Raw genomic sequence first — 23771 nt, 5'->3', positions numbered from 1 at the left:
CACCACCACGAAACACCTTCAGGGGGTCCCTCATGTCCGCATGGGCGCCCGGGTACGAAACGCCGGTCCTGTTGACGCAGGGGCGACGGGCCCGCATCGTGCGCGCGACCCGGTCCACCAGTGGGGCCGACGTCGTGCTGAAGGTGTTGTCCCCGCGGTGGGGACGTGCCGAGCTCGAACGGCTGCGGGACCTGAGCGGGGTGCCGGGGGTGGTGCCGCTGCTGGACGCGGGGAGCACCTCCGACGGGAACATGTTCGTGGCCCTGCCGTTCTACTCGGACGGTTCGTTCGCGGAGCTGTTGGCGGGCAAGGGACCGGCGCCGATCCACGAGGCGGCGGCGGTGGCGCGCAGCGTCGCGAGCGCGCTGGAGGCGATGCACCAGCGCGGATGGGTGCACGGTGACGTGTGCCCGGGGAACGTGCTGCGAGCGGGCCGGACACCGGTGTTGACGGGGTTCGGCGCGGTCCACCGTACGGGCGAGGCCCCGCCGCCGCCCGATCCGACCTCGGAGTCGTTCCTGCACGCGCCCCCGGAGTCGCTGCGCGGCGAACCCCCCACCCCGGCGTCGGACGTGTACCGGCTGGCGTCCACGGTGTGGACGCTCTTGGTGGGACGGCCCCCGTTCGCCGACGGCCCGTTCGACCCCCGCGCCCACACCGAACGCGTACTCACCCAGGAGGTCGGCCCGGTCCCGCGTCAGGACGTGTCGCGCAAGCTCCGGGGCGTGCTCACCCGGGCGCTGGCCAAGGACCCGCAGGAGCGCTACCCGAGCGCGGCGGCCTTCGCCAACGCCTTCGAGCAGGCCCGCACCGCGCAGAGCACCTCCACGGGCGCGGGCGCCTCGGGAGCACACGCGCCGACCCCCTCCGGGGGGCGGCCCTCGGCCGCGAGGGCCCCCGAAGGCCGCCACGGCCCCACCGGGCCGGAAGGCGCCTCCGCACAGCCGGGGACCGCGTCCTCCGGCCCGTACCCGGCGTACGCCCCCTCCGGGGGACAGCCCCCGGCCACCACATGGGGACCCGGCGCGCCCACGCCGAAGGATCCGGGCACGCCCTCCCCGTCCGGAGCCCACGCACCACAGACCACGCACGCACCGGGGAACACGCCGGCTCAGCCCCTCGGCACGACCCCCTCCGGCCCGTACCCGGTGTACGGTCCTTCCGACGCCCGGCCCTCGGCGGGCTCCGGGGAAGCGGCCGACCATCGGGCGGCCACCGGTCCGCGCACACCGCCGGCCACGGGAACGCCCGGAATCGCACCGGTCCCCTCGGGAGCGCGACCGTCCGCGTCCGCGTGGGTCCCCGAAGGCCACCCCGCCCCGCACACACCGACAGGCCCGGGTACGCCCGCGCACCCCGCAGCCGCGCCCTCCGGTCCACACCCGGCCCACACGCCCTCCGGAGCACAGCCCCCGGCCACCGCCCGGGGGCCCGGCGGCGCCCCGGCCGGACCCCGGCCGCCGCAGGACGTCCGGAAGTCCGGCGACACCGGCACGCCTCGGCCCGGGTCGACCGCCCCGCCCGGGGCGTACCCGGTGCCGCTCCGCGCACGGGGAACCGGCCTGGAGGGCAGTCGGTCGCCCGCCCTCGACGCGGGCGGCACCGCCGAGATCATGATGGCCAAGTTGCGCGGCGAGGAGATCTCCCCGCTGCGCGCCTGGTCACGGCTGGAAGGGTGGACCGGCGACACCGAATCCGCCTTCCTCCCCATCGACGAGGTCAAGCAGGAGGAGGCCGCCGACCGGGACTTCACCCACGTCCCCGCGCCCCCCGCCCGGTGGCGACGGCACCTGCACATCGTCGTCTCCGTCTGCGGCATCCTCCTGCTCACCACCGTCTCCGGGGTGTTCGCCGCCGCCTCACCGCAGGCACCGGTGGAGGCGGCCGCCGCGGAGCCCTCCCCCGAGCCGCAGGCCCCCGAGCCCGCCGCCGACGAGATCGTCTCCCCCAGCGCCCCGCCCGAGGTGGCCGCCCCCTCCGGTGTCGCGCTCCAGGACAACCTCGGCAACGTGCTGTTGACCTGGACCGACAACAGCGGCGGCACCGCCTCGTTCTTCGTACTGGGCGGCCTCAGCGGCCACGACCCCGTGACGGTCGCCCGCACCGGCCCCGGCGTGGTGTCCGCCCAGGTCATCACCGAGGACACGGTGCTGGAGTACTGCTTCACCGTCATCGCCGTCGAGGGCTCCTCCGCCCCCGCCGCCGAGGTGTGCACCACCCGGGGGCAGGCGCGGGCCGAGGCCGAGCGAGAGGCCGAGGAGGAGGCGGAGCGCGAACGCGAGGAGGAGGAAGCCGAGGAGGAGGAAGCCGAACCCTCTCCCGCGCCCTCCCCCGGCGACTGAGTTCAGCGCAGCGCGACGACCCGCCAGGTCCCCTTGTGCCGCCCGGTGTCCTCCGTGACCAGGATCGCTCCCGGCACCCGGACGATCACCGGACCGTCCCGGTAGGCATGGGATTCGTCCCCCGGCCACGGCTCCCCCGCGGACAGGTCCACCGGGATGCGCCGTACCCCTCCGTCCCAGGCGAGGACCTCCACGGTCACCGGCCCGCGCGCGTGTTCGGCCCCTTCAAGGAAGTGGACGCGCAGCACCCCGTCGGACAGCGCCCACCCCCGGTGGGTCTCCCGTTCCCCCGGGCGGGCCGGGGCGGTCACCTCCTCGCGGACGGTGCCGTCGAAGCCCACGTACCGGTATTCGACCACTTCGCCGTCGAGCCCGTGGTCCACGTACCCGTCCTCCCCGAACCAGACCCGTCGCCGTTCCCGGTCGTGGAGGAAGGTCCCCGCCCGTTCCGCCCCCGAGGCCGGTTCCAGCAGTTGGTGGATCAACCGCCCGTCCGTGTCGGTGTAGGGCATCTCCAGCAGCAGTACCGAGTCGTCGGGTGAGACGGTGAGTGCGGCATCGGCCGCCGTGGCGTCGGTGTACGCGTACTCCCGCTCCCACAGGACCCGCCCGGTGTCCGGTTCGAGCGCGACCGCGAGCACGGTGTACTCCTCGTGTGCTCCCTCGTAGGACCCGGCGACGATCACCGCCTCGGGCGTGATCAGCCCGTCGGCGAGGTGGAACCTCGTCGGGTCGGGGATCGGCGCCTCCAGTGCCCGTGACCAGACCGGCGCGCCGTCGTACACCGATTCCGCGGTCACCGTGACCGGGTCCCCGTCGCTCACCGAGATGCGCAGACCGTCACCGAGGTACCCCCGCCGGGCGTCCCCGCCGGGCACCCGGTGCTCACCGACGATCTCCCCGGTACCGGTGGCGAACACCAGCACGTCCTCACCACCGCCCTCGCCCCCGTCTCCGACGGCGTACGAGAGCAGCAGGGTCTCCCGGTCCGGGGTGACGGCCGCGTCGGCGACCCGCCGGTCCCGCGCCCGGTACCGCCAGAGTTCGTCGCCGGTCTCCCCGTCGAGCGCGATCACCCCGTCGTCCACCACCATCAGGGCACCGGAGACCCCGGCCAGAACGTGGTGGAGGCGATGCCCCTCGGGGGTCTCCCATTCCCAGGCGACCTCCGACACGGTGCCGATCGTCTCGGGCCGGGGCGCGTGTCCTTCGACCACGGCATGGTCCACCCGGGCGTCCGCCCAGACCAGCGCGGCGATGACCCCCAGGGCGACGACGGCGGCGGACACGGCGATGATCCATGGGGTCCGAACGGCCACGGGGTCCGCCCTTCGGGGTGTAGGGGAGGGGTGGGCACGAGCGTAGCCCGTGTGATCCCGGTCCTGGCGGGCCACCATCGCCGGGAGTAGGTTGCGAACGGTTTCCCTACCCTTGGAGGCGCCGTGTCGGGCGTGGTCACCGGTTTCGGCGTCATCACCAGCGTCGTCGTCATCGGCTACATGCTCGGTCGGCTCTCCCTCCTGGGCCCCGGCGCGCGGGACGTGCTCAGCGCCCTGGCCTTCTACGTGGCGGGCCCGGCCCTGATGTTCACGATCCTCCTCGACACCGACCTGTCGGTGCTGTGGTCGGGCAAGGTCGTGGTGAGCGTCCTGAGCGTGGCCGTGGTCGTCGCCGTCGTGGTGATCATCGGCCTGGTGCGCCGGTGGGGCGTCTCGCGCACCACGATGTCGGCGCTGACCTCCTCGTACGTGAACGCCGGCAACCTGGGCCTGCCGATCGCCTCCTACGTCCTCGGGGACGCCTCCCTGGTCGCGCCGATCCTGTTGACGCAGATGCTGGTGATGGCCCCGATCGCCGTGACGGTGCTGGACCTGGCCGGTGGCGAGGTGCGGGGCGCGGGCCCGGTGCTGCGCCGCGCCCTGAGCACCCCGATCCGCAACCCGTTGCTGCTGGCGTCCCTGGCGGGGGTGACGGTGTCGGCGGTGGGATGGGATCCGCCGACGCCCTTCCTCGAACCGTTCGGGCTGATCGGCGGGATGGCGGTCCCGGCGATGCTGTTGGCGTTCGGGATCTCCCTGCACGGCTCCGGAATGCCGGGTCGGGGGCCGCACCGGGGGTCGGTGCTGCTGGCGGTGGGGTTGAAGTCGGTGGCGCAACCGCTGGTGGCCTGGGCGCTGGGCGCGCTGTTGTTCGACCTGGCCGGCCCGGACCTGTTCGCGGTGGTGGTGCTGGCGGCCCTGCCGACGGCGCAGAACGTGTTCACCTACGCGCTGCGCTTCCGGGTGGAGGTGGACACGGTGCGCGACGCGGTGTTGATCTCGACGTTCGCCACGGTGCCGGTGCTGTTCGCCGCCACCTTCCTGCTCGGTTGACGAAGGCCCCGCCTCCGCGCGGCGGAGACGGGGCCGGTCCGGGCCGTTCCCGGGAGGTCACTCGGTGAAGGGCACGTCCTCGATCTCGCCGAAGGGACCGGCGCGCAGGGTCAGCGTCTCCACGTCGCGGGGCGGCGCGGGGAACACCGCGACCAGCTGGTAGGTGTTGTCGGGCTGCATCTCGTGGACCTCGTCGGCGAAGCCCGTGTAGCTCTGACCGCCGAAGTTGAGCACCGTCACGTACCTGACCAGGTCGGTGTCGGGCTCCAGGAGCTGGAACCCGCCCAGCGCGCCCTGGCTGAACTCGGTGGGCGCGCCCGGGATGACGGCGTCACCGCCGCCCATGTCGGGCAGGACCGGCTCGTCCCCCGTGTTGGTGAGCGACACCGTGCTGATCACGTAGGCGCCGTCGCGGCGCAGCGGGTGCACGTCCAGGCGCACGTCGCCGTCGGTGGCGGAGGCGACCACCTCGGCGGTGTCGTCCTCCACGAACCCGGCCGGCGGGAAGACGTGCCGTTCGCTGGAACCCAGCAGGCCCTCGTCCCGCCCGGAGGTGGCGCCCTCGTCGGAGCGGTCGACGACGTAGGAGAACTCGACGCGACGGTTGCGGGCGCGCGCCTCCTCGTCGTCGGAGCCGCCCTCCTCGGCGATGAGTTCCTCGGAGCCGCGGCCCTCCACCACGAAGTCATAGCCGGAGCCCAGCTCCTCCTCCAGGACGTCGCGGACGGTCTCGGCCCGCTCCTCCGAGAGCTCCTCGTTGTAGGAGTCGGAGCCGCGCCCGTCGGTGTGTCCGATGACGGTGATCTCGGAGTCGGCGGGGTCGATGTTGCGCTCCACCGAGCGGGCGGCGCTGCGCACGACCTCCTCCGCCTCGTCGGTGAGTTCCACCGAGTCGAAGTCGAACATGACGTCGGCCTTCAGCGCCACGGTCTCGGTGTCGCCCTCCCGGGTGGTGGAGGCGACGTCGGAGTCGACGAAGCTCTCCTGTTCGCCGATCCACTCCTCGGCCCCGGGGTCGGGGCGCCGGTTCTCGAACTCGACGATGTCGCCGTACGCGGGTCCCGTGACGACCAGGTCGGGGCCGTTGGGGTTCTCGGGGTCGGGCTGCTCCTCCTCGACGTCCACCACGGGGATGCCGGTCATCGCGCCCAGCCCGCTGCCCACGAACGTGATCTGCCTGATCTGGTCGGGCAGGCGCGGGAAGTAGCGGCGGTACCGGTTGGTGGCGCCCACCTCGACGGGATAGCCGTCGGGGGTCGGGGCGACCGAACCGTAGTAGTAGCCCTCCTCGTCGGTGATCTCCCAGAACGCCCGACCGCTGACCGGGTCGATGAGCGTGTTGGGCATGGACAGGTTGGTGACGATGCCCTGGAAGTGGTCGACGTAGGTGTTCTCGTAGTAGAGGACGGTGTACTCGTCGGTGCGCTCCAGGCCGGTGATGGCGAAGCGCAAAGTGGAGTCCTGCCCGTTGTCCTGGAAGATCTGGCCTTCACGGGTGTAGGGGAAGGCCAGGTCGGTCGGTTCGGGGCGGGGGTCCACCTCCTCTTCGGTGGGTTCCTCGACGACGGGTGTCTCGCGTCCGCCCGTGAGGTCGAGGACGATGCCGCAACCGGTCAGCAGGAGTGCCGACGCGGTCACCGACGCGCAGACGGCCACGGCCCGCGCCGGAGCGATGGCGGGTGGTGAGGTCATGGGGGATGACTCCTCGGCTCGATCGTTCCCGATACCTCGTGAGACACCGGCGGCACGGTGTCGGTTCCGTGAAGGGGAGGTCGCTTCGGACGGTCGCCGGGCGGATCGCCCGGACGGAGCGGGTGTCGGCCCCCATCGGGGGTGGGGTGAGTACCACCATGCTTCGACCTGTTGGCATCCGTGTTCCCGTCGTTTCCGGGACATAGGTTCTGAAAGGACATCCACCCCCCACGAAGAGAGAACCGATGCCCGGTCTCATGACGCGCCTCGTCTCACCGGCGGCGGCCGCGTTCGTGCTCGCGATCCCGATCGCGGCCGCTCCGGCCTCCGCCGATCCGACCGGAGTCCCCACACCCGCGGTCTCGGCCGCCGCCACGCCGTTGACCGTGGAGAGCGCCGGCGAGTTCACCGAAACCCGGGTCGCCGAACTCCTGGAGGAGTACGGGGCGCCGGGGGTGGCGGTGACGATCGTCACCGACGACGGGCCGATCGCCACGGTCGCCCACGGTCACGCCGACCTGGCGGAGGGGTCGCCGTTGGACCCGGCGGTGCACGTGTTCCCGACGGCGTCGGTGGCCAAGTCGTTCACCGCCGCCGCCGTGCTCACGATGGTGGAGGAGGGTCGACTGGACCTGACCGAGGACGTGAACACCTACCTTCCGGAGGACGTGCGGCTGCCGGGGGAGACCATCACCCTGCACGACCTGCTCACCCACACCCCGGGGTTCGCGGAGATGCTGGAACGCCTGGGCGGGGACGAGGGGGGCGAACTCGGTGAGGCCGTCCGCACGGCGGTCCCGGAGCCGCTGTTCGCGCCGGGCGAGTACACGGCCTACTCCAACTACGGGCTGGCGCTGGCTGGGTACATCGTGCAGGAGGTGTCGGGGGTCCCCTTCGAGGAGTACGCGCGCCTGCACGTGTTCGAGCCGCTGGGGATGGAGGACACGGCGTTCACGCAGATCCCGGACGCCCGCGCCGAGCGGCCGGTGGTGACCCCGCACCTGGTGGACGGCACCCCGGCGGAGGACCTGTACATCATGGACGTGCCCGCGGGCGCGGCGGTGACCACCGTCGACGACATGGCCCGGTTCATGACGGCCCTGCTGGACGAGGGGCGCGTCGACGGGGAGGAGGCGCTGCCCGCCGGCGTGGTCGAGGCGATGCTCGGCCGGCAGGAGGAGATGCACCCCGCCACCACGGGGATGGGTTACGGGACCTACCAGTGGCGGACCGGGGACTCACCGGCCTTCGGGCACGGGGGCGACCTGCCCGGGATCCACACGGGGTACGTGGTCGTGCCGGAGATCGGCGCGGGCGTGTTCGTGGCGGTGAACGGGGACGACGCGGCGCAGGGGGACCCGTTCCTGGACCTGCGGATGGCCGTGGTCACCGAGTTCCTGGAGACGTTCGCGCCGCAGGAGCCGCCCACGGGGGCGGCGGATCCCGCTGCCGACCTGAGCGCGTTCGAGGGGACGTACGTGACCTCCAGGCGGCCGGTGTCGGGGCCGGCGAAGCTGGTGACGCTGTTCGACAACGTGACGGTGAGCGACGCGGGTGACGGCACCCTGTCGGTGATCGGGGAGTTCGCGGCGGACGAGCGGTGGCTGCCGGTGTCGGTGGACGAGGGGGTGTTCGTCGCCGAGAACGGCACGGACGTCCTCGGTTTCGTGGAACGCGACGGGCACATGGTCGCCGTGGCCTTCGACGCGAATCCGACCAACGTGTACACCCGCACGGGTGCCCTGGGGACTCCGGCGACCCACCTGCTCATCGCGGGTGCGGGGCTGCTGGTGCTGTTGACGGTGCTGATCCCGGTGCAGCGGTCGGGGAACGGGTTCACCCTGGCGACGCGGGTGACGTTGACGGCGACGGCGCTGGCGGCGTTCACGGGGGTGGGGTTGTTGGTCTACGGGATCATGGACCTGCACCGGGCCCAGATCTGGTTGATCGAGAGGTCGCCGGCGTTGACGGTGCCGCTGACGGTGGCGGGGGTGCTGGCGCTGGTGTCGACGGTGCTCGTCGGGGTGTGTTTGGCGCGGGGGTGGCTGCGTCCGTTCTCTCGGGTCCACCTGTCGTTGGCGGCCCTGGCGGGGCTGGCGGTGACGGCGATCGGGCTGGTGTACGGGTTGGTCATCTCGCCGATCTGACCGGGCCGACCGGTGGGGCGGTGGGGCGGTGGGGCGGTGGGGTGTTGGTCCGGGGTCGGGAAACCTCAGGTGTCCGCACCGACACGCCGGGGAACAATCAGGGTTGCGGGTCCGTCCCCCTCCCCCTTGAGGGGCGGGCCCCATCTCGCGGTCGGGGCCGGTGCGCACAGCGCACCGGCCCTCTGTGTTCCGTTCGCATGTGGGGGTCGGGTGAGCTGACCGTGCACGTACCCGAGGGCATGTGACCATCCCCGCGTGCGCGGGGAGCAGATGGGGTACCGGCACGGGTGGATCGAGGACCTGGGACCATCCCCGCGTGCGCGGGGAGCACATCACGGCGCTTGAGAAGTCGCTCGGCCACCCGGGACCATCCCCGCGTGTGCGGGGAGCACGGCCCGGGACCGGGACCTGACCGCGATGGTGCGGGGACCATCCCCGCGTGTGCGGGGAGCACGGGGCGAGCGGGTCCCCGAACCCGTTCACCGAGGGACCATCCCCGCGTGTGCGGGGAGCACTGGCGCCACCCGGGCGGCCATTGGCACTGGCTGGGACCATCCCCGCGTGTGCGGGGAGCACAGGGACCGCAGCAGGCACCCGTGGGCGGAGGGGGGACCATCCCCGCGTGTGCGGGGAGCACACCCCCGCCGCGTGCCACATCGAGTGGGGCGAGGGACCATCCCCGCGTGTGCGGGGAGCACTCATCTCCTCCTGGGTGGCCTGGGCGCCGCCGGGGACCATCCCCGCGTGTGCGGGGAGCACCTCCCGCTCCCGTCCGGGCGGGAGGACCCTGCGGGACCATCCCCGCGTGTGCGGGGAGCACATCAGCGCGGTCGTGCCCGGTTCGTCGACCAGGGGACCATCCCCGCGTGTGCGGGGAGCACGATCCCGGCGATCACCTGGGCCACCCGGATCCAGGACCATCCCCGCGTGTGCGGGGAGCACGGCGAGGATGCCGAGCGTGATGGTCATCGGTGGGGACCATCCCCGCGTGTGCGGGGAGCACTGGTTCATCATCCGCTTCCCCTCCGACATCCTGGGACCATCCCCGCGTGTGCGGGGAGCACAACGTCCTTGGCGAGGTGATCGCGCGCGCCCGGGGACCATCCCCGCGTGTGCGGGGAGCACTTGATCATGTTCGCGCCGTCCTTGGCCAGGTCGGGACCATCCCCGCGTGTGCGGGGAGCACGCTCACGTTGACGTGCTCCCGGACACCCGCCGGGGACCATCCCCGCGTGTGCGGGGAGCACCGCGTGGGCGGGTAGGACGATGGGCCAGAAGAGGGACCATCCCCGCGTGTGCGGGGAGCACTAATTGAAACCCTGGGACCAAGTTGAGGTCAGGGGACCATCCCCGCGTGTGCGGGGAGCACCACAACCGGGGCGGGGTGCTCTCCCCGGGCTGGGGACCATCCCCGCGTGTGCGGGGAGCACTAATTGAAACCCTGGGACCAAGTTGAGGTCAGGGGACCATCCCCGCGTGTGCGGGGAGCACACCGGTGCGATCCGCGACAAGATCGTGGAGTGGGGACCATCCCCGCGTGTGCGGGGAGCACGACCCGAACGGGCCCTGCCCGTAGAAGCGGTCGGGACCATCCCCGCGTGTGCGGGGAGCACGTGGGCACCGTCCTCGGGGAGGGTGCCGACCCGGGACCATCCCCGCGTGTGCGGGGAGCACATGACGACCCGCTCGTCATAGGCGAGCGTCCGGGGACCATCCCCGCGTGTGCGGGGAGCACTCGCGCTCGGCCTCCATCGCTGCGCGGGCCCGGGGACCATCCCCGCGTGTGCGGGGAGCACGGCCCGACCGCAGTCGTGACCGTGGCCTCCCAGGGACCATCCCCGCGTGTGCGGGGAGCACTCTGCTCTGGCTATGAGGGTCTGGGCATGTCCGGGACCATCCCCGCGTGTGCGGGGAGCACGGTGTCCTGGCTGGCCGGACGCGGTCGATACCGGGACCATCCCCGCGTGTGCGGGGAGCACCCTCACAGCCCGGCGTCCCGCACGGCCGGGTCGGGACCATCCCCGCGTGTGCGGGGAGCACGCCTCCTGGGTGACCTCGTGTCCGGTCATGTCGGGACCATCCCCGCGTGTGCGGGGAGCACATGACCGGTGCGCCGGGCTCGATTGCCAGCCGGGGACCATCCCCGCGTGTGCGGGGAGCACGGGTTGTCGCTGGCGTAGTAGACGGCATCGGTGGGACCATCCCCGCGTGTGCGGGGAGCACTTGGGTCGGATGTTCGTCAAGGTGAATGCCACGGGACCATCCCCGCGTGTGCGGGGAGCACCCCACCTTTTCCACTTGGAATGGGGAACCATTAGGACCATCCCCGCGTGTGCGGGGAGCACCGGCCAGGATCTCCTCGCGCTTGCCGAGGATCGGGACCATCCCCGCGTGTGCGGGGAGCACAGTAAATGACCTGCGAAGATTCCAATGGAAACCAACCGATTTTGCAACTTTCCAAGAAACGGACATATCCCCCAAGGGTTCGCTTGGCCCTCGCAGTCGTTTCTACCTCGTGAAGGCGGGCGTGCGCTATGCCTCTGGTGGGTGGGGCAGAGACCAGAGCAGCCGGTCCGGGGTCTCATGCCACAGGCGATGAAGACCGCTCCGAGCGTCCACCGTCAAACCGAAGCGTTCCACCCCGGGCTCACCCCACGACCGCCACCGCCCCAAGGCCGCGTCGAACTCGTCCACCAGCAGACGAGATCCGCTCTGCTCCACACGCCCGTCCCCGTACAGTCGCGCCCACGATCCACAGCCTGTGGACGCCACCCAGAGATACGACTCCACCGCCCCCGGCTCCACATGCATGCCCATCCGCCACTGCGGAACCAGCAGCGACAGCAGCACCGTCGTTTCCCCTTCCAGCAAAGGCTCACGCGGATCCGCGTCGCGCGACTCCGCCCGGTCCGGTGTCGCCTCCGGGTCCGGGGCCGGCCCCGACACATAGCGCTGACCGCGCGCCCACATGAACGACAGCGTCCCCTCGAAACGCCCTTCTAGCACTCCCGGAGCGACCGCGTCCAGAACCGCGAGCGCCCCGCCCGGCAGCCCCGGATCCGGAGCCCACGGGGCGACGACCCGCCCGCCGTCGACGAGCCGACGCCGCCAGGCCCCTGGAATCCGGGAGAACGTGCAGGTGGCGATGAGCCGATCGAACGCGCCGTCCGGCAGGTCCGCCTCACCGTCCCCCGTGATCACCCCGGGCGCGTACCCCGCCTCACGCAGTGCGGCGCGGGCGACACCGGCCAGGCCCGGGTCGATCTCAACACTGGTCACGTGGTCGTCGCCCACGACTTCCGACAGCAGCGCGGCGTTGAACCCCGTTCCCGTGCCGATTTCGAGCACGTGTCGCCCAGGTTCGCACACCGCCGCCATGAGCATGCGCGCCATCATCGTCGGCGCGGAGGACGAGGAGGTCGGGACGCCCGGTCCGTTCGGGCGGCCGTCGTCTCGCTGGGTGACCAGGGCCTGATCGCTGTAGACGGCGTCCCACCACTCGTCGGGTTCGGTGGCGCGGTCCAGCCGACGACGGTCCTCGGTCCAGAGGAGGTCCGGGAGGAAGAGGTGCCGGGGCACCTTGCCGAACAGCCCGGCGATCCGGTCCGGAACGCCGTTCGTCAGGAGGTCGTCGGCGAGGGACAGGGCCGAGGAGAGGTGGTCCATGTTCTCGGTGTTCCCCATCAGACCTCCCCCGTCCCCTTGCAGCCCGAGCAGGCGATCCAACGGCGGATGGCCTTGCCCGGCGACTGGCCGTCGGTGGTCTCCCACCATCCGCGCTGCCCGTTGCACATGCCGCAGACAGCGGCCGTGGGGGTGGGAAGAAGGACGAGGGCCCGGGTCGGTGCCGGTTCCGGTGCGTCGATGCGAGCGATCCTCATAGCGGAAGCCGCCATGTCGTCTCCTATTCGGAATATCGCGAGGGAGAAAGGCCGTCCGGACGCGCGCACACCTTCGCCCGCGCCCGGACGTGTTGCGGTGGGTGAGGCGGGCGGTCCCCCCGGGAGGGCCGGGTTCCGTCGTGTACGGGACACCGAGCACGCCCCCTGCGGACGGACCGCACGCCCCGGTCATCGCGGCTCGGTGGCGTCCAGGCCGGAAGCGCGCGGTCGCGGAATCGGGGAGGGCGCGGCCTTGGCGCGGGTGCGCAGGCGTTCCTCCAACTGATCAGGGGTGGGCTCGATCTCGGTGCGCCAGTGCGAGGTGCGGTCGTAGGCGGTGGCCATCCACAACGAACCGGTCCAGGCGATCCGATGGGTACGGCCCCAGGTCTTGCGCAGGCGTTCCAGCACGACGCCCGGGGGTTCCCAGGTCTCGCCCCTGGCGTCCTCGTGCGGGCCGGGATGCCCGGTCTCCAGGTGGCAGGTGCTCAACCGGGCCTGATGGTCCAGACGGGATTCGTTACAGAGCGGCGGGATCAACATCCCCCCTCCAAAAACGCGTCCAACCCTGCCAGCGCGAGGACGGGGTCGTCGGTCTCGCGCAACCGGGACAGCGCGTCACGGACCGCCGCCACCACGGCCGGGGCCGGGTCGCCGTTCAGGGCCTCGATGGCCTCGGCCAAAAGGTCGTTCATGTGGATGCCCATCAGGCCACCTCCTGCAACCAGCGGCGCACGACCATGGCGAGCGGGGTCAGGTCACGCCCCCAGTGGACGACGTACATGCGGGCTCGTGCAGCGCGACGGGGCCTGCGCCACCGCAGCGCTTCCAGGGCGAGGTAGCGCGCGGCCACCAGCTCGGAACAGTTCAGGTATCGCGCCATGGCGACTCCTCATGAAAGGGGCCGGATGGGAGGTCCGGCAGCTGTTCAGGTAGTGCCATGTTGCCTCAGTGCATCCAAGGATGCAATATTCACTTCAGAAGAAGTGAGCCGATCTTTCCCGACCAGGGCGACCTAAAGTGAACGGTGCGTAGAATGTCGCAGAAAACGCCACGACGCGTAGAATCGCGGCCACCGACGACCCCGAGGAGCGACGAGTTGGCCGCATCACCGACGCTTCGCAGGCGGCGCTTGTCTCGCCAGCTGCTCACCTTGCGCGCGAACAAGGGCCTGACGGTCGACGCGGTCGCAAAAGAGGCCAAGAAGCGCAGCCCCCAACGCCCCTGGTTGGCCGCGAAGGTCACGCGCATCGAAAACCGCAAGGTTCAGCAGATCAGGGAGGTAGATCTACTCACCCTGCTCGATGTCTACGGGGTGATGGACAAAAGCGAGCGGGAGTCGTTCGTCGACCTGGCCAAGGAGGCCAGCCGATCGGGATGGTGGGTCGGGTACAAAGACGAGTTCGGCGCTGCCGCCTACATCGACCTGGAAAACGAAGCCACGGAGATGCGCACCTACGAACTCGGCTTCGTACCGGGCCTGCTCCAGACTCCTGGGTACGCACGCATGGTCATCGAAGGTAGCGGCGTGACCGATAAGAACGAGGTCTCGCGCCGTGTCGAAGCCCGTATGATGCGACGTTCCATCCTCGATAGGCCCGACGCTCCACGGTTGAACGCGATCGTTGACGAGGCCGCTCTGCACAAGGTCACCGGCACCGTGCTCCATGAGCAGATCCGCCATCTCACCACACCTCGTGAAACCGTTGAGGTTCGAGTGGTTCCGGACCGCGCAGGCCCACACCCTGCTCTGGCCGGCTCCTTCGTTGTCATGGTGTTCCCCCACGACCCGACACTCGTGTACTTGGAGCAATCGCTCAGCGGCCTCTTCCTAGAAGAAGAGCCCGAGATAGAGCACTATGAGAAGGTGTTCGCAGCTGCCCTGGAGTACACCCTCTCCCCTGCCGAGACAGTGGCATTCTTGAAGGACAAGCTGAGCACTGACCAGTAAAGAGACGACGATGACTGAGCGTTCCCACCTCATCTTCCGCAAGTCCTCCTACAGCAGTGGCACCGGCCAGAACTGTGTCGAGGTCGCCGACTTCCCTGGTGGTGCCGCTGTTCGTGACACGCAGAACCGCGAACTGGGACACATCACTTTCTCTGCCGCTGAGTGGACCACCTTGCTCGAAACGATCCGCAACGGCTGATCGAGCAACAGCGAAGGCCCGCCGGTTCGACCGGCGGGCCTTCGCGCGCTGTACCTGAACAGCGTTCCCGGAGCCACTGTATCCCTCTGCGTTGGCTTCGCCCAGCCCAAGATGGACCGGAGACGATCGCCATGAACGTGGCGGACTACGGGTAGACCGGTGGTGCCGAACCGACCCCACCACACCGGCGAGGGGTGGACCATGGCTCTCACCCACGACTCCCGCAAGTCCTCGTACGGCAACCCGAGCGACTGCGTGGAGGTGGCCGGCCTGGCGGGGAACACCCTGGTCCGGGACTCCCGGAACCACGCCACCGGCCACCTCCCCTCACCATCCCCCGAACGGGCCGTCCTCCTCACCACCCCCTCCCCCGAACGGGCCTGACGCCGCAACCCCCCACGACACCGGCACGTCCAACTCCCGACAGGGTCCCCCAGCCGAGCGTCAGGAGCCCTCATGCCCCCGTTCTCCCACCACCGAGGCCCCCGGACGCCGCGATGAGTGCCCGCCGCTACCTCACCGCCGGAATCGCCGCCCTGGTCAGCGGCGGCATGACCGTCGGCGTCGGCCTCTCCGTCAACCAGATCGACCTCAAGCAGTTCGACCAGCGCAGCGTGATCTGGCTCGGTACCGCCCTGGCCCTCGCCACCGGTATGGCGGTGGTGGCCGCGCGTACGGCCGGGGCCCCCACCCCCGCAGACGGCTCCGACACCCGCCCCGCCACCCCCTCGCCCCTCACGCACACGGGTCACGCCGACCGTGAGACCTTCACCCTCACCACGCCCGGTGAACGCCTCCGCATGCGCCTGCTCCACCCCTTCACCCAGGACCCCGGCGAGGTCCTCGGGCTCGTCTCCGGAGTGCTGCTCCTCATCGCCGTCGGCGTTCTCTGGATCGGTCAGAACACCGCACCCGTCCACGACCTCCTCGTCTGGATCGAACGTCGCACGGACGGGACCTCCCCCCGCACGTTGCTCGACTACGCTCCCCTGTTCGTGACCGCGGGTTCACTGCTCTTCGCGCTCACGTGGGTCCTGACCTGGTTCGGCAAGGGCGCACCCGGCGGTCACGACCGGGTCATCATCGACTCCCACGGCATCACCGTCCTGGACCTGCGCCGCGTACGCCGCCCCGACCGCAGCTACTCGGTGGAATGGGCCGACCTGGAAGAAGTCCGGGTATCGCCCACCCGGGAGGGCTCCGCCCACGCCGTGCTCCTCACCTTCGTGGAAGACCGGGAACCCGACCACGAGTGGAGCGAACGCACCGGGGTGACGAACCCGCGCGGTGACGCCCCCATCGCCTTCCTCGTGTCCCCCGACCAACACGACGAACACGGTCACCCCGTACTCCCCCGCCTCCGTAGCGCCCTGGAACGGTTCGGACCGGCCTCCCGCGCCGCCCCCTGAGCGACCCCGGGCCCCGAGCCCTCTGCGCCCCGAGGCCACGCCCCCTGACACGCGCGCGGCCCCCGGGGACGAGTCCCCGAGGGCCGGCATCGCACCGTCAGCCCCGACGGCGCGGTTCGCAGCAGACTACCCCCATGCGAGCGATGTGAGCTCCGGATCCTCCAGCGCCGCGCCGATGTCGCGCAACACCTTCGACCCCAGCTCCCCGTCGACCAGCCGGTGATCGAACGACAACGACAGCGTCGTGACCTTGCGGATCTTCAACTTCCCCTTGTGCACCCACGGCATGTCGCGGATCTGACCGAACGCCAGGATCGCCGCCTCACCCGTGTTGAGAATCGGGGTTCCCGCGTCCACGCCGAACACACCGACGTTGGTGATGGTGATGGTCCCGTTCGACATGTCCGCCGGGCTCACCTTGCCCGACCGCGCCGTGTCCGTCAGCTCCTTGAGCGCCGCCGCCAGCTGCGGCAGCGTCTTGGCGTTGGCGTCCTTGACGTTGGGCACCACCAGGCCGCGCTCGGTCGCGGCGGCGATCCCCAGGTTCACGTAGTCCTTGACCACGATCTCCTGGTTCGCCTCGTCCCACGAGGCGTTGACCTCCGGGTTGCGCTTGATCGCCAGCAGCAGCGCCTTGGCGACCATGAGCAGCGGCGACACCCGCACACCCGCGAAGTCCGGGTGCTCGCGCAGCCGCGCGACGGCCTTCATCGTGCGGGTGACGTCCACCTGGAGGAACTCGGTGACGTGCGGCGCGGTGAACGCGCTGCCCACCATCGCCGCCGCCGTCGCCCTGCGCACGCCCTTGATGGGCACGCGCCGCTCGCGCGCGGACCGGTCCACCGCACCGGCGGTCTCCGGTACCGCGACCGGCGCGGCCTCCGGCGTCGGGGCGTCGACCGGTTCCGGGGCGGTCGTGCCCTGGACGGCCGAGTGAACGTCGTCGCGGGTGATGACCCCGCCCGCACCCGACGGCGTGACCGTCGCCAGGTTCACCCCGAGGTCCTTGGCGAGCTTGCGCACCGGCGGCTTGGCCAACGGCCGCCCCTGGGTCGCCACGGCGGCCGGGGCCACCGCGACAGGCGGGGCCGGCGTCGCGGCGGGCTTGGCGGCCGGGGTCGGCGACACCGGGCCCGGGGCCCCCGGGCGGCGACGCGCCCGCCGCTGGGTGGCGGCGGCCTTCTCGCCGTAGCCCACCAGCGGCTTCTCGCGCACCTCCTCGGCCTCGGCCGGGGCGCCGGACCCGGCGTCCGGGGCGTCGTCGCCGCCGGTGCCGTCGTCCACGGTGATGATCACCGTGCCGACGTCCACCGTCTGCCCCTCCTCGACCAGCAACTCCTTGACCGTGCCCGCGAACGGGCTCGGCAGCTCGACGACCGCCTTGGCGGTCTCGATCTCGCAGATCATCTGGTTGACCTCGATCACGTCACCCGGCTTCACGAACCAGGTGAGGATCTCCGCGTCGACCAGTCCTTCGCCCACGTCGGGCAGTTTGAACGAGTGCACGCCGCCCACGGCGGGGGCGTTCTTCTGAATCGCCATGTCCTTCGGTCTCCCCGATCCCTAGTACGCGAACGCCCGGTCGACCCCGTCCAGAACCCGGTCCAGGTCCGGGAGGTAGTACTCCTCCAGCCGGGACTGCGGGTACGGGGTGTCGAACGCGGCGACCCGGATGACCGGGGACTCCAGGTGGTAGAAGCACGCCTCGGTGACCCGGGCGGCGATCTCCGCGCCCGGCCCGCCGGTGAGGGTGGCCTCGTGCGCGACCACCAGGCGCCCGGTCCGCTTCACGGACTCGAAGACGGTCGGGTAGTCCACGGGGGACAGCGACCGCAGGTCGATGACCTCGATGGAGTGCTCGGTGTCGGCCTCGGCCGCCTGGAGGGCGGTCTTGATCATGGGCCCGTAGGCGAGGAGGGTGACGTCGGTGCCGGGGCGCGCGATCCGGGCCGCGCCCATCGGGGCGGCCTCGGCGATGGTCGCCTCGGTGTCCACCTCGGACTTCTCGTAGTAGCGCCGCTTGGGCTCCAGGAAGATCACCGGGTCATCGCTGCGGACGGCCTGCTGGATCATCCAGTAGGCGTCCACGGCGTTGGCGACGCTGATCACCCGCAGACCGGCGGTGTGCAGGAAGTACGACTCCGGGGACTCGCTGTGGTGCTCGACCGCGCCGATGCCGCCGCCGTAGGGGATGCGCATGACGATGGGAACGCTGAGCTTGCCCGCGGAGCGCCGGCGCATCTTGGCGAGCTGGGTGAAGGTCTGGTTCGCGGCCGGGAAGAAGAACCCGTCGAACTGGATCTCCACCACCGGCCGGTAACCGCGCAGCGCCATGCCGATGGCGGTGCCGACGATGCCGGACTCGGCGAGGGGCGTGTCGATGACCCGGTCGGCCCCGAAGTCCTTGTACAGGCCGTCGGTGACCCGGAAGACGCCGCCGAGCTTGCCGACGTCCTCGCCCATGACGAGGACCTTGGGGTCGTGCTCCATGGCGGCGCGCAGGCCGGCGTTGATGGCCTTGCCGATCGTGAGGTTGGTCATGGCTATCGGGCCCCTTCCGCCTCGAAGGAGGCCAGGTACTCGGCGAACTCGGCGCGCTGCTGGTCGATGTGGACGTTGGGCTCGGCGTACACCTCGTGGAAGATGTCCAGCGGCTCCGGGTCGGGCAGGGCGCGGCACTCGGTGCGCACCCGCTCGCCGAGGGCGTCGGCCTCGGCGTCGACCGAGGCGAAGAACTCCTCGTCGGCCAGGCCGTTGTTCTCCAGGTACCGGCGCACCCGCAGGATCGGGTCCTTGGCCTTCCACTCGTCGAGCTCGGCCGCGTCGCGGTACCGGGTGGGGTCGTCGTTGGTGGTGTGGGCGCCCATGCGGTAGGTGAACGCCTCCACCAGCGTGGGCCCGTTGCCCTCGCGGGCGTTGTCCAGGGCGGCGCGGGTGACGGCGAGCACGGCCAGCACGTCGTTGCCGTCCACGCGGACACCGGGGAAGCCGAAGCCGGCGGCGCGCTTGTAGATGGGCACGCGGGCCTGGCGCTCCAGGGGCTCGGAGATGGCCCACTGGTTGTTCTGGCAGAAGAACACCACGGGGGCGTTGTTCACCGAGGCGAAGTTGAACGCCTCGTTGGTGTCGCCCTGGCTCGTGGCGCCGTCGCCGAAGTAGGTGATGACGGCGGTGCCGTCCTCGCCCACGGCGCCGTCGCGCTGCACGCCCATCGCGTATCCGGTGGCGTGCAGGGCCTGGCTGCCGATGACGATCGTGTACAGGTGGAAGCCCTGTTCGTGGGGGTCCCAGCCACCGTTGGTGACGCCACGGAACATGCCGAGCAGTTCCTTGGGCTCGATACCGCGACACCAGGCGACGGCGTGTTCACGGTAGGAGGGGAAGGCCATGTCGTGCTCGCGCAGGGCGCGGCCGGAGCCGATCTGCGCGGCCTCCTGGCCCAGCAGCGAGGCCCACAGGCCCAGTTCGCCCTGGCGTTGCAGGGAGACGGCCTCACTGTCGACCCGGCGGACCAGTACCAGGTCGCGGTACAGGTCGCGGATCTCGTCCGCGGTGATCTCCAGGGGATAGCCGGGGTGTCCCGTCAGCTCCCCTTCCGGTGTCAGGAGCTGGATGAGCTCCGGTTCCTCGTGCGCGGTGGTGTCCGACACGTCGCTCCTCGGGTGTTCGGGGCCGAATTCGCGTGGGTGAACGCTGATCGGCCGGATCGCCGCGCGCACCCGGGGTGGTGGGTATCGCGCAGACCTCACCATATGGTGACAGAACTCACCATGGCGAGCGCAAGACCTCAGCATCACCTTTTAAGCTGCGCGCCCCATGATCCCCGATGCCGGACAGGTGCGTTTAGCAGGGCTTCCTAGCATGTACAAGGCCTTCCAACGACTTGGGCGGCCCATGGGGACGCCGGTTCGGGAAGAACCCCGGCACGGGGTCGGGAGCGTCCGGCCGCGGAGCGACGGGCGGCCGGGTCCGGCCACGGAGCGTGGCGAAGGGGTCTGTCCGAAAACCCTCTCGGGGCGGCTCTCGGGGTTTCCGGGGCTCGGGGTCTCCGGATTCCGGGGACGACGGGAGCCCGAAGGCGCCGGGGGTCCGGGCTTCGGGACGTCCGGGGGACGGGGCACCCGTGACAGGGGTGCCGGTGTGCGTCGATCGACGACGCGGGGCGGGCCTGCGGCACGGGTTCGGGGTTCCAGCCCTCCCGTCGGGCGCCGGGGCCCATGGCCGTGTCCGACCGATGGGCGCGCGCCCCGGGGGCGTGTCAGCGCTCGGCCGGCACGCGCATGCCGCGTTCGCGGGCGTAGTCGGTGAGCATCTCGCGGAGCTGGCGACGGGCGCGGTGCAGCCGGGACATCACGGTCCCCAACGGGGTGCCCATGCGCTCGGCCACCTCCTTGTAGGCGTAGCCCTCGATGTCGACGAGGTAGATGACCTCCTGGAACTCCTCGGGCAGTCGCGCGAGCGCCTGCTTGATGTCGGAGTCGGGCAGGCGGTCCAGGACCTCGTTCTCGGCCGACCGCATACCCGAGGAGGTGTGCGCCTCGGCGGCGGCGAGCTGCCAGTCCTTGATCTCGTCGGTGGTCTCCTGACGAGGCTCCCGCTGCTTCTTGCGGTAGCTGTTGATGAAGGTGTTGGTCAAGATCCGGTAGAGCCAGGCACGCAGATTGGTGCCGGCGCGGAACTGGTGGAAATTGGCGAAGGCCTTGGCGAACGTCTCTTGAACGAGGTCTTCTGCGTCGGCCGGGTTGCGGGTCATCCGCAGGGCCGTCGGATAGAGCTGGTCGGCGAACGGCGTGACCGCGGTGGCGAAGTCCAGTGACTGCTCCCCGTCGCGGTCCCGCGTGGCGATGCGTTCCATTTCGATAGTCGTCAAGATTCCCCCTCAGGACGACCGGACGATCACTTCCACCCTGTTAGACGCCACCTCGTGTCCTCAATGATGACATCAATCGGAGTGATCCGAGTCACGAACGTACCGAAACACTCGCTTGCAGGGGTCAGCATGCGGTAAAAAACCTCGCTTTCTTCGACACCACGGGGACTTGGGTGCATTCCCGGCATCGGCGGCCCCGAACGCGCTCCCCCAGGGTGACGAAGGACTCATCGACCGCACCGCACCCGTGTGTGCCGTACTCTGGCGTCGCCCGCTCCGAGCAGTACGGAGAGGGGTCCGCCCGGCCGGGGAGCCGCGGCCGGACCGAGGGCGGCACACCCATTTCTCTTGTGGAGGACCCTGTGGCCCGCGTCGTTGTTGACGTCATGCTCAAGCCCGAGATCCTGGACCCGCAGGGTCAGGCGATCGCCGGCGCCTGCTCGCGTCTGGGTTTCGAGGGGATCGAACAGGTCCGCCAGGGCAAGCGCTTCGAGGTCGAGGTCGAGGGCGAGGTGGACGAGGCCAAGATCGCCGACGTCCGTCGCCTGGCCGAGACCCTGCTCGCCAACACCGTCATCGAGGAGTTCCGGGTCCACGTGGCCTCCTGAATCCGGTCGGCGCCGGCCGAACGCCCAGGCGAATAAAGGTCTTTGCCCGAAAGCGTGCCGAGTGTCCGCAGTGCCTGATGTGCCATGAAACGACCGGCGATACCCCATGAGGGAGTCACCGGTCGTTTTACGTACGGCTCCCTCGGGAAGGCTCCTTGAGGCACAGAGCCCATGACCGACAACGGAGCACGAGAGGTGTTATGCATGGACGCCGTCTTCTCGATCTCCCTCCCACGGCGGGCGTACACGGTCGCCGTCGTACGTGACATCCTCGGAACCCTCCTGTCCCGGGCCGGGTTATGCCGAGGCTGCGTCGACGACTTCCTCCTGGCCGCCTCCGAGGCATCCGCCAACGCGATCGAACACGGTGGATCCACCGCGGTCTACCGCATCGACGCCGAGATCGACCCCGACTGGTGCGAGGTACGGATATCCCATACCGGCAGAGCGCCCGATTCCCAGGCGCTCGCGGAGCGCTTCTCCTCGGAACGCCCCCCGCCCCTCCCCGAACTGGACTCAGAATCGGGCAGGGGCATTCTGTTGATGCGACGCCTCATGGACGAGGTGTACTTCGAGGGGGAACCGCGGGTCACCGTACTCCTGCGCAAGCGTCGCACCGGCTGTGACGAGGGAACCGACGATCTCAGGTCCGGGGCCTACCCGGGCGGGGCCGACGCCCGGCTGTCGGTCCGGGTCTGATCGACCAGGGAGGTTCCGAGAGGCCTTCGAGGGTCGCCCCGAGGACTGTGTCCCACACCACGGGACCTGTCGGGTCGCACACCCCGAGGCCTCTCGAAGCCTCCCCGATCGGGAGAATCGTACGAAAGCACCCCCCTCAACGGGGGTGAGCGTCGTACCCGCGCACAGGTGAGCGGGTACGCTGCCAAGTGCGGACGCGGTGCCCCCCGGTCACGGGGGCGAGGGCGCCGCCATCCTCCTCGCCGACACTCCCCGCAGCCGCGGGGAGGGACCCGAACAATGACTCGGAGTGTGCTCATGACAGCCCGTGTGGGCGTCGTCACCTTCCCCGGTTCCCTCGACGACAAGGACGCCGCGCGCGCCGTCGCGCTGGCGGGCGCCGAACCCGTCTCCCTGTGGCACGGGGACGCCGACCTCAAGGGTGTGGACGCGGTCGTCCTCCCCGGCGGCTTCTCCTACGGCGACTACCTGCGCTGCGGCGCCATCGCCCGGTTCGCCCCGCTGATGTCGGAACTCGTTCCGGCCGCCCGCTCCGGTGCTCTGCCGGTCCTGGGCATCTGCAACGGCTTCCAGATCCTGTGCGAGAGCCACCTGCTGCCGGGCGCGCTCACCCGCAACTCCAGCCTGCGCTTCGTCAACCGCGAGCAGCGGCTGCGGGTGGAGAACACCTCCACCGCCTGGACCGGGGACTACACCGAGGGCCAGGAGATCCTCGTGGTCCTCAAGAGCGGCGAGGGCAGCTACGTCGCCGACGAGGCCACCCTCGACGAGCTGGAGGCGGCCGACCGGGTCGTGGTCCGGTACGCCGACGCCAACCCCAACGGGTCGCGCCGTGGCATCGCCGGCATCACCAACGAGCACGGCAACGTCGTCGGCCTCATGCCGCACCCGGAGCACGCCGTGGAGGCGCTGACCGGCCCGTCCACCGAGGGCCTCGGCTTCTTCACCTCGATCCTCGCCCATCTCGCCGCCCGGACCCCGGCCGGGGTCTGACCGGGCCGGAGACCACCGCACACCGATCAAGGGGACGATCTTCGCCATGATGGCGCTCCTGCGCTCCCGGACGACGATGTTCGTCCTCGTCGGCATCGTCGTCGTGGGCCTGGTGGTGTCGGCCGCCGTGGGGCTGTTCAACTCGATCGGCACGGCGCCCGTCGGCGGCACCGCACCCCAGAACGGGCAGGAGGGAGCCCCGCCCGGCGCCTCCTCCGAGCCCGACGTCCCCGACGTCTCCGCGCTCGGGGACGCGCCGTCCGGCCTGTCCTACTCCTCCGACCCGGAGGCCGACATCTACTGCGAGCAGCAGGGGTGCGGCCGACTCGTCACCGTGGGCGCCGAGGAGGGGGAGACCCCCGAGGACTCGACGGCCGCCGTGCGGGAGATCTACGAGGACCTGCTCGACCGGGACTGGAAGATCATGCTCCCCCCGGACGTGGAGGACCCCGAGGACCTCCCCCTGGAGGAGCACGTGCTGACCGACGGCACCGTCATGGTCGCCGACAGCTCCCCGGCCGGGGCGGACGGACCGACGGTCCTGCTGCTCATCGGCTCGGGCCCGCAACGGTGACCCGCTCCACGACCTTCCGCGCCGGTCGGCGGAC

22 protein-coding genes and 1 CRISPR repeat array are annotated in these 23771 nt (G+C 70.8%); of the genes, 11 read left to right on the top strand and 11 right to left on the bottom strand.

Annotation, left to right across the window (positions count from 1 at the left end; translation table 11 throughout):
* Positions 1–32: 32 nt before the first annotated feature.
* Positions 33–2342 carry a protein kinase domain-containing protein gene (locus tag PWG71_RS16805; protein WP_274810686.1) on the top strand — a complete coding sequence of 770 codons (2310 nt, stop codon included), beginning with the start codon at positions 33–35 and terminating at the stop codon, positions 2340–2342.
* Positions 2343–2344: 2 nt separating this feature from the next.
* On the opposite strand, the gene PWG71_RS16800 is transcribed toward PWG71_RS16805, so the two are convergent.
* Positions 2345–3661: an outer membrane protein assembly factor BamB family protein gene (locus PWG71_RS16800; protein ID WP_274810685.1), complete on the bottom strand. Its 1317-nt coding sequence runs from the start codon at positions 3659–3661 to the stop codon at positions 2345–2347.
* 123 nt (positions 3662–3784) lie between these two features.
* Here PWG71_RS16800 and PWG71_RS16795 point away from each other — a divergent pair, with 123 nt between their 5' ends.
* Complete coding sequence (locus PWG71_RS16795; protein WP_274810684.1) at positions 3785–4714, top strand: AEC family transporter; 930 nt, start codon at positions 3785–3787, stop codon at positions 4712–4714.
* A gap of 57 nt (positions 4715–4771) precedes the next feature.
* Here the strand turns inward: PWG71_RS16795 and PWG71_RS16790 are convergent, their stop codons facing one another.
* Entirely contained in the window at positions 4772–6406 is a 1635-nt protein-coding gene (locus tag PWG71_RS16790) for an OmpA family protein (RefSeq protein ID WP_274810683.1), read from the bottom strand.
* A 245-nt stretch (positions 6407–6651) separates the two neighbouring features.
* Here PWG71_RS16790 and PWG71_RS16785 point away from each other — a divergent pair, with 245 nt between their 5' ends.
* Positions 6652–8553, top strand: coding sequence for a serine hydrolase domain-containing protein (locus PWG71_RS16785; protein ID WP_274810682.1), 1902 nt, complete (start codon positions 6652–6654; stop codon positions 8551–8553).
* 241 nt (positions 8554–8794) lie between these two features.
* Positions 8795–10959: a CRISPR direct-repeat array (repeat unit 29 nt; unit sequence GGGACCATCCCCGCGTGTGCGGGGAGCAC).
* A 126-nt stretch (positions 10960–11085) separates the two neighbouring features.
* Here PWG71_RS16785 and PWG71_RS16780 read toward each other — a convergent pair.
* From PWG71_RS16780 to PWG71_RS16760, 5 genes are all read right to left on the bottom strand, one after another.
* Positions 11086–12237, bottom strand: coding sequence for a methyltransferase domain-containing protein (locus tag PWG71_RS16780; RefSeq protein ID WP_274810681.1), 1152 nt, complete (start codon positions 12235–12237; stop codon positions 11086–11088).
* On the bottom strand, positions 12237–12449 hold the full coding sequence (locus PWG71_RS16775; protein WP_274810680.1) for a hypothetical protein: 213 nt from the start codon (positions 12447–12449) through the stop codon (positions 12237–12239). Before PWG71_RS16775 ends, PWG71_RS16780 begins: the two co-directional genes overlap by 1 nt.
* A 174-nt stretch (positions 12450–12623) precedes the next feature.
* A complete protein-coding gene (locus PWG71_RS16770; protein ID WP_274810679.1) occupies positions 12624–12977 on the bottom strand; it encodes a hypothetical protein in 354 nt (117 codons plus the stop codon).
* On the bottom strand, positions 12971–13141 hold the full coding sequence (locus PWG71_RS16765; RefSeq protein ID WP_274810678.1) for a hypothetical protein: 171 nt from the start codon (positions 13139–13141) through the stop codon (positions 12971–12973). Before PWG71_RS16765 ends, PWG71_RS16770 begins: the two co-directional genes overlap by 7 nt.
* Positions 13141–13317, bottom strand: a complete 177-nt coding sequence (locus PWG71_RS16760; RefSeq protein ID WP_274810677.1) for a hypothetical protein — start codon at positions 13315–13317, stop codon at positions 13141–13143. The genes PWG71_RS16765 and PWG71_RS16760 overlap by 1 nt, the downstream gene beginning before the upstream one ends.
* Before the next feature lie 216 nt (positions 13318–13533).
* Here PWG71_RS16760 and PWG71_RS16755 point away from each other — a divergent pair, with 216 nt between their 5' ends.
* The 4 genes from PWG71_RS16755 to PWG71_RS16740 all read left to right on the top strand — a co-directional run bounded on the left by PWG71_RS16755 (position 13534) and on the right by PWG71_RS16740 (position 15993).
* Positions 13534–14385, top strand: a complete 852-nt coding sequence (locus PWG71_RS16755; RefSeq protein ID WP_274810676.1) for a DUF5753 domain-containing protein — start codon at positions 13534–13536, stop codon at positions 14383–14385.
* A 10-nt stretch (positions 14386–14395) separates the two neighbouring features.
* Complete coding sequence (locus PWG71_RS16750; RefSeq protein WP_274810675.1) at positions 14396–14584, top strand: DUF397 domain-containing protein; 189 nt, start codon at positions 14396–14398, stop codon at positions 14582–14584.
* A 201-nt stretch (positions 14585–14785) separates the two neighbouring features.
* Positions 14786–14968 (top strand): DUF397 domain-containing protein, encoded by a 183-nt coding sequence (locus tag PWG71_RS16745; RefSeq protein ID WP_274810674.1) that lies wholly within the window; start codon positions 14786–14788, stop codon positions 14966–14968.
* Between the two features lie 113 nt (positions 14969–15081).
* A complete protein-coding gene (locus PWG71_RS16740; protein WP_274810673.1) occupies positions 15082–15993 on the top strand; it encodes a hypothetical protein in 912 nt (303 codons plus the stop codon).
* A 126-nt stretch (positions 15994–16119) separates the two neighbouring features.
* On the opposite strand, the gene PWG71_RS16735 is transcribed toward PWG71_RS16740, so the two are convergent.
* From PWG71_RS16735 to PWG71_RS16720, 4 genes are all read right to left on the bottom strand, one after another.
* Entirely contained in the window at positions 16120–17535 is a 1416-nt protein-coding gene (locus tag PWG71_RS16735; RefSeq protein ID WP_274810672.1) for a dihydrolipoamide acetyltransferase family protein, read from the bottom strand.
* Positions 17536–17556: 21 nt separating this feature from the next.
* Positions 17557–18534: an alpha-ketoacid dehydrogenase subunit beta gene (locus PWG71_RS16730; protein ID WP_274810671.1), complete on the bottom strand. Its 978-nt coding sequence runs from the start codon at positions 18532–18534 to the stop codon at positions 17557–17559.
* Between the two features lie 2 nt (positions 18535–18536).
* Complete coding sequence (gene pdhA, locus PWG71_RS16725; RefSeq protein WP_274810670.1) at positions 18537–19643, bottom strand: pyruvate dehydrogenase (acetyl-transferring) E1 component subunit alpha; 1107 nt, start codon at positions 19641–19643, stop codon at positions 18537–18539.
* Positions 19644–20251: 608 nt separating this feature from the next.
* Positions 20252–20848, bottom strand: coding sequence for a sigma-70 family RNA polymerase sigma factor (locus tag PWG71_RS16720; protein WP_446725045.1), 597 nt, complete (start codon positions 20846–20848; stop codon positions 20252–20254).
* A 377-nt stretch (positions 20849–21225) separates the two neighbouring features.
* Between PWG71_RS16720 and purS the strand changes: the two genes are divergently transcribed.
* The 4 genes from purS to PWG71_RS16700 all read left to right on the top strand — a co-directional run bounded on the left by purS (position 21226) and on the right by PWG71_RS16700 (position 23737).
* Positions 21226–21471 carry a phosphoribosylformylglycinamidine synthase subunit PurS gene (gene purS / locus PWG71_RS16715; RefSeq protein WP_274810668.1) on the top strand — a complete coding sequence of 82 codons (246 nt, stop codon included), beginning with the start codon at positions 21226–21228 and terminating at the stop codon, positions 21469–21471.
* Between the two features lie 204 nt (positions 21472–21675).
* Positions 21676–22170, top strand: coding sequence for an ATP-binding protein (locus tag PWG71_RS16710; RefSeq protein ID WP_274810667.1), 495 nt, complete (start codon positions 21676–21678; stop codon positions 22168–22170).
* A 297-nt stretch (positions 22171–22467) separates the two neighbouring features.
* Entirely contained in the window at positions 22468–23163 is a 696-nt protein-coding gene (purQ, locus tag PWG71_RS16705) for a phosphoribosylformylglycinamidine synthase subunit PurQ (RefSeq protein ID WP_274810666.1), read from the top strand.
* A 46-nt stretch (positions 23164–23209) separates the two neighbouring features.
* Positions 23210–23737, top strand: a complete 528-nt coding sequence (locus tag PWG71_RS16700; RefSeq protein ID WP_274810665.1) for a hypothetical protein — start codon at positions 23210–23212, stop codon at positions 23735–23737.
* The last annotated feature ends 34 nt before the right edge of the window (positions 23738–23771 follow it).

It is taken from the genome of Nocardiopsis sp. N85 (assembly GCF_028882275.1).
Lineage (GTDB): Bacteria > Actinomycetota > Actinomycetes > Streptosporangiales > Streptosporangiaceae > Nocardiopsis > Nocardiopsis lambiniae.
This window is presented reverse-complemented; position numbering and strand designations above follow the sequence as displayed.

Coding starts and splice junctions, on each gene's coding strand:
- PWG71_RS16730 (WP_274810671.1), bottom strand. CDS start 18,534: ATGACCAACCTCACGATCGGCAAGGCCATCAACGCCGGCCTGCGCGCC.
- PWG71_RS16740 (WP_274810673.1), top strand. CDS start 15,082: ATGAGTGCCCGCCGCTACCTCACCGCCGGAATCGCCGCCCTGGTCAGC.
- PWG71_RS16765 (WP_274810678.1), bottom strand. CDS start 13,141: ATGGGCATCCACATGAACGACCTTTTGGCCGAGGCCATCGAGGCCCTG.
- PWG71_RS16745 (WP_274810674.1), top strand. CDS start 14,786: ATGGCTCTCACCCACGACTCCCGCAAGTCCTCGTACGGCAACCCGAGC.
- PWG71_RS16750 (WP_274810675.1), top strand. CDS start 14,396: ATGACTGAGCGTTCCCACCTCATCTTCCGCAAGTCCTCCTACAGCAGT.
- purQ (WP_274810666.1), top strand. CDS start 22,468: ATGACAGCCCGTGTGGGCGTCGTCACCTTCCCCGGTTCCCTCGACGAC.
- PWG71_RS16775 (WP_274810680.1), bottom strand. CDS start 12,449: ATGGCGGCTTCCGCTATGAGGATCGCTCGCATCGACGCACCGGAACCG.
- PWG71_RS16735 (WP_274810672.1), bottom strand. CDS start 17,535: ATGGCGATTCAGAAGAACGCCCCCGCCGTGGGCGGCGTGCACTCGTTC.
- PWG71_RS16700 (WP_274810665.1), top strand. CDS start 23,210: ATGATGGCGCTCCTGCGCTCCCGGACGACGATGTTCGTCCTCGTCGGC.
- PWG71_RS16760 (WP_274810677.1), bottom strand. CDS start 13,317: ATGGCGCGATACCTGAACTGTTCCGAGCTGGTGGCCGCGCGCTACCTC.
- PWG71_RS16785 (WP_274810682.1), top strand. CDS start 6,652: ATGCCCGGTCTCATGACGCGCCTCGTCTCACCGGCGGCGGCCGCGTTC.
- PWG71_RS16790 (WP_274810683.1), bottom strand. CDS start 6,406: ATGACCTCACCACCCGCCATCGCTCCGGCGCGGGCCGTGGCCGTCTGC.
- PWG71_RS16770 (WP_274810679.1), bottom strand. CDS start 12,977: ATGTTGATCCCGCCGCTCTGTAACGAATCCCGTCTGGACCATCAGGCC.
- PWG71_RS16710 (WP_274810667.1), top strand. CDS start 21,676: ATGGACGCCGTCTTCTCGATCTCCCTCCCACGGCGGGCGTACACGGTC.
- PWG71_RS16780 (WP_274810681.1), bottom strand. CDS start 12,237: ATGGGGAACACCGAGAACATGGACCACCTCTCCTCGGCCCTGTCCCTC.
- PWG71_RS16720 (WP_446725045.1), bottom strand. CDS start 20,848: ATGGAACGCATCGCCACGCGGGACCGCGACGGGGAGCAGTCACTGGAC.
- PWG71_RS16805 (WP_274810686.1), top strand. CDS start 33: ATGTCCGCATGGGCGCCCGGGTACGAAACGCCGGTCCTGTTGACGCAG.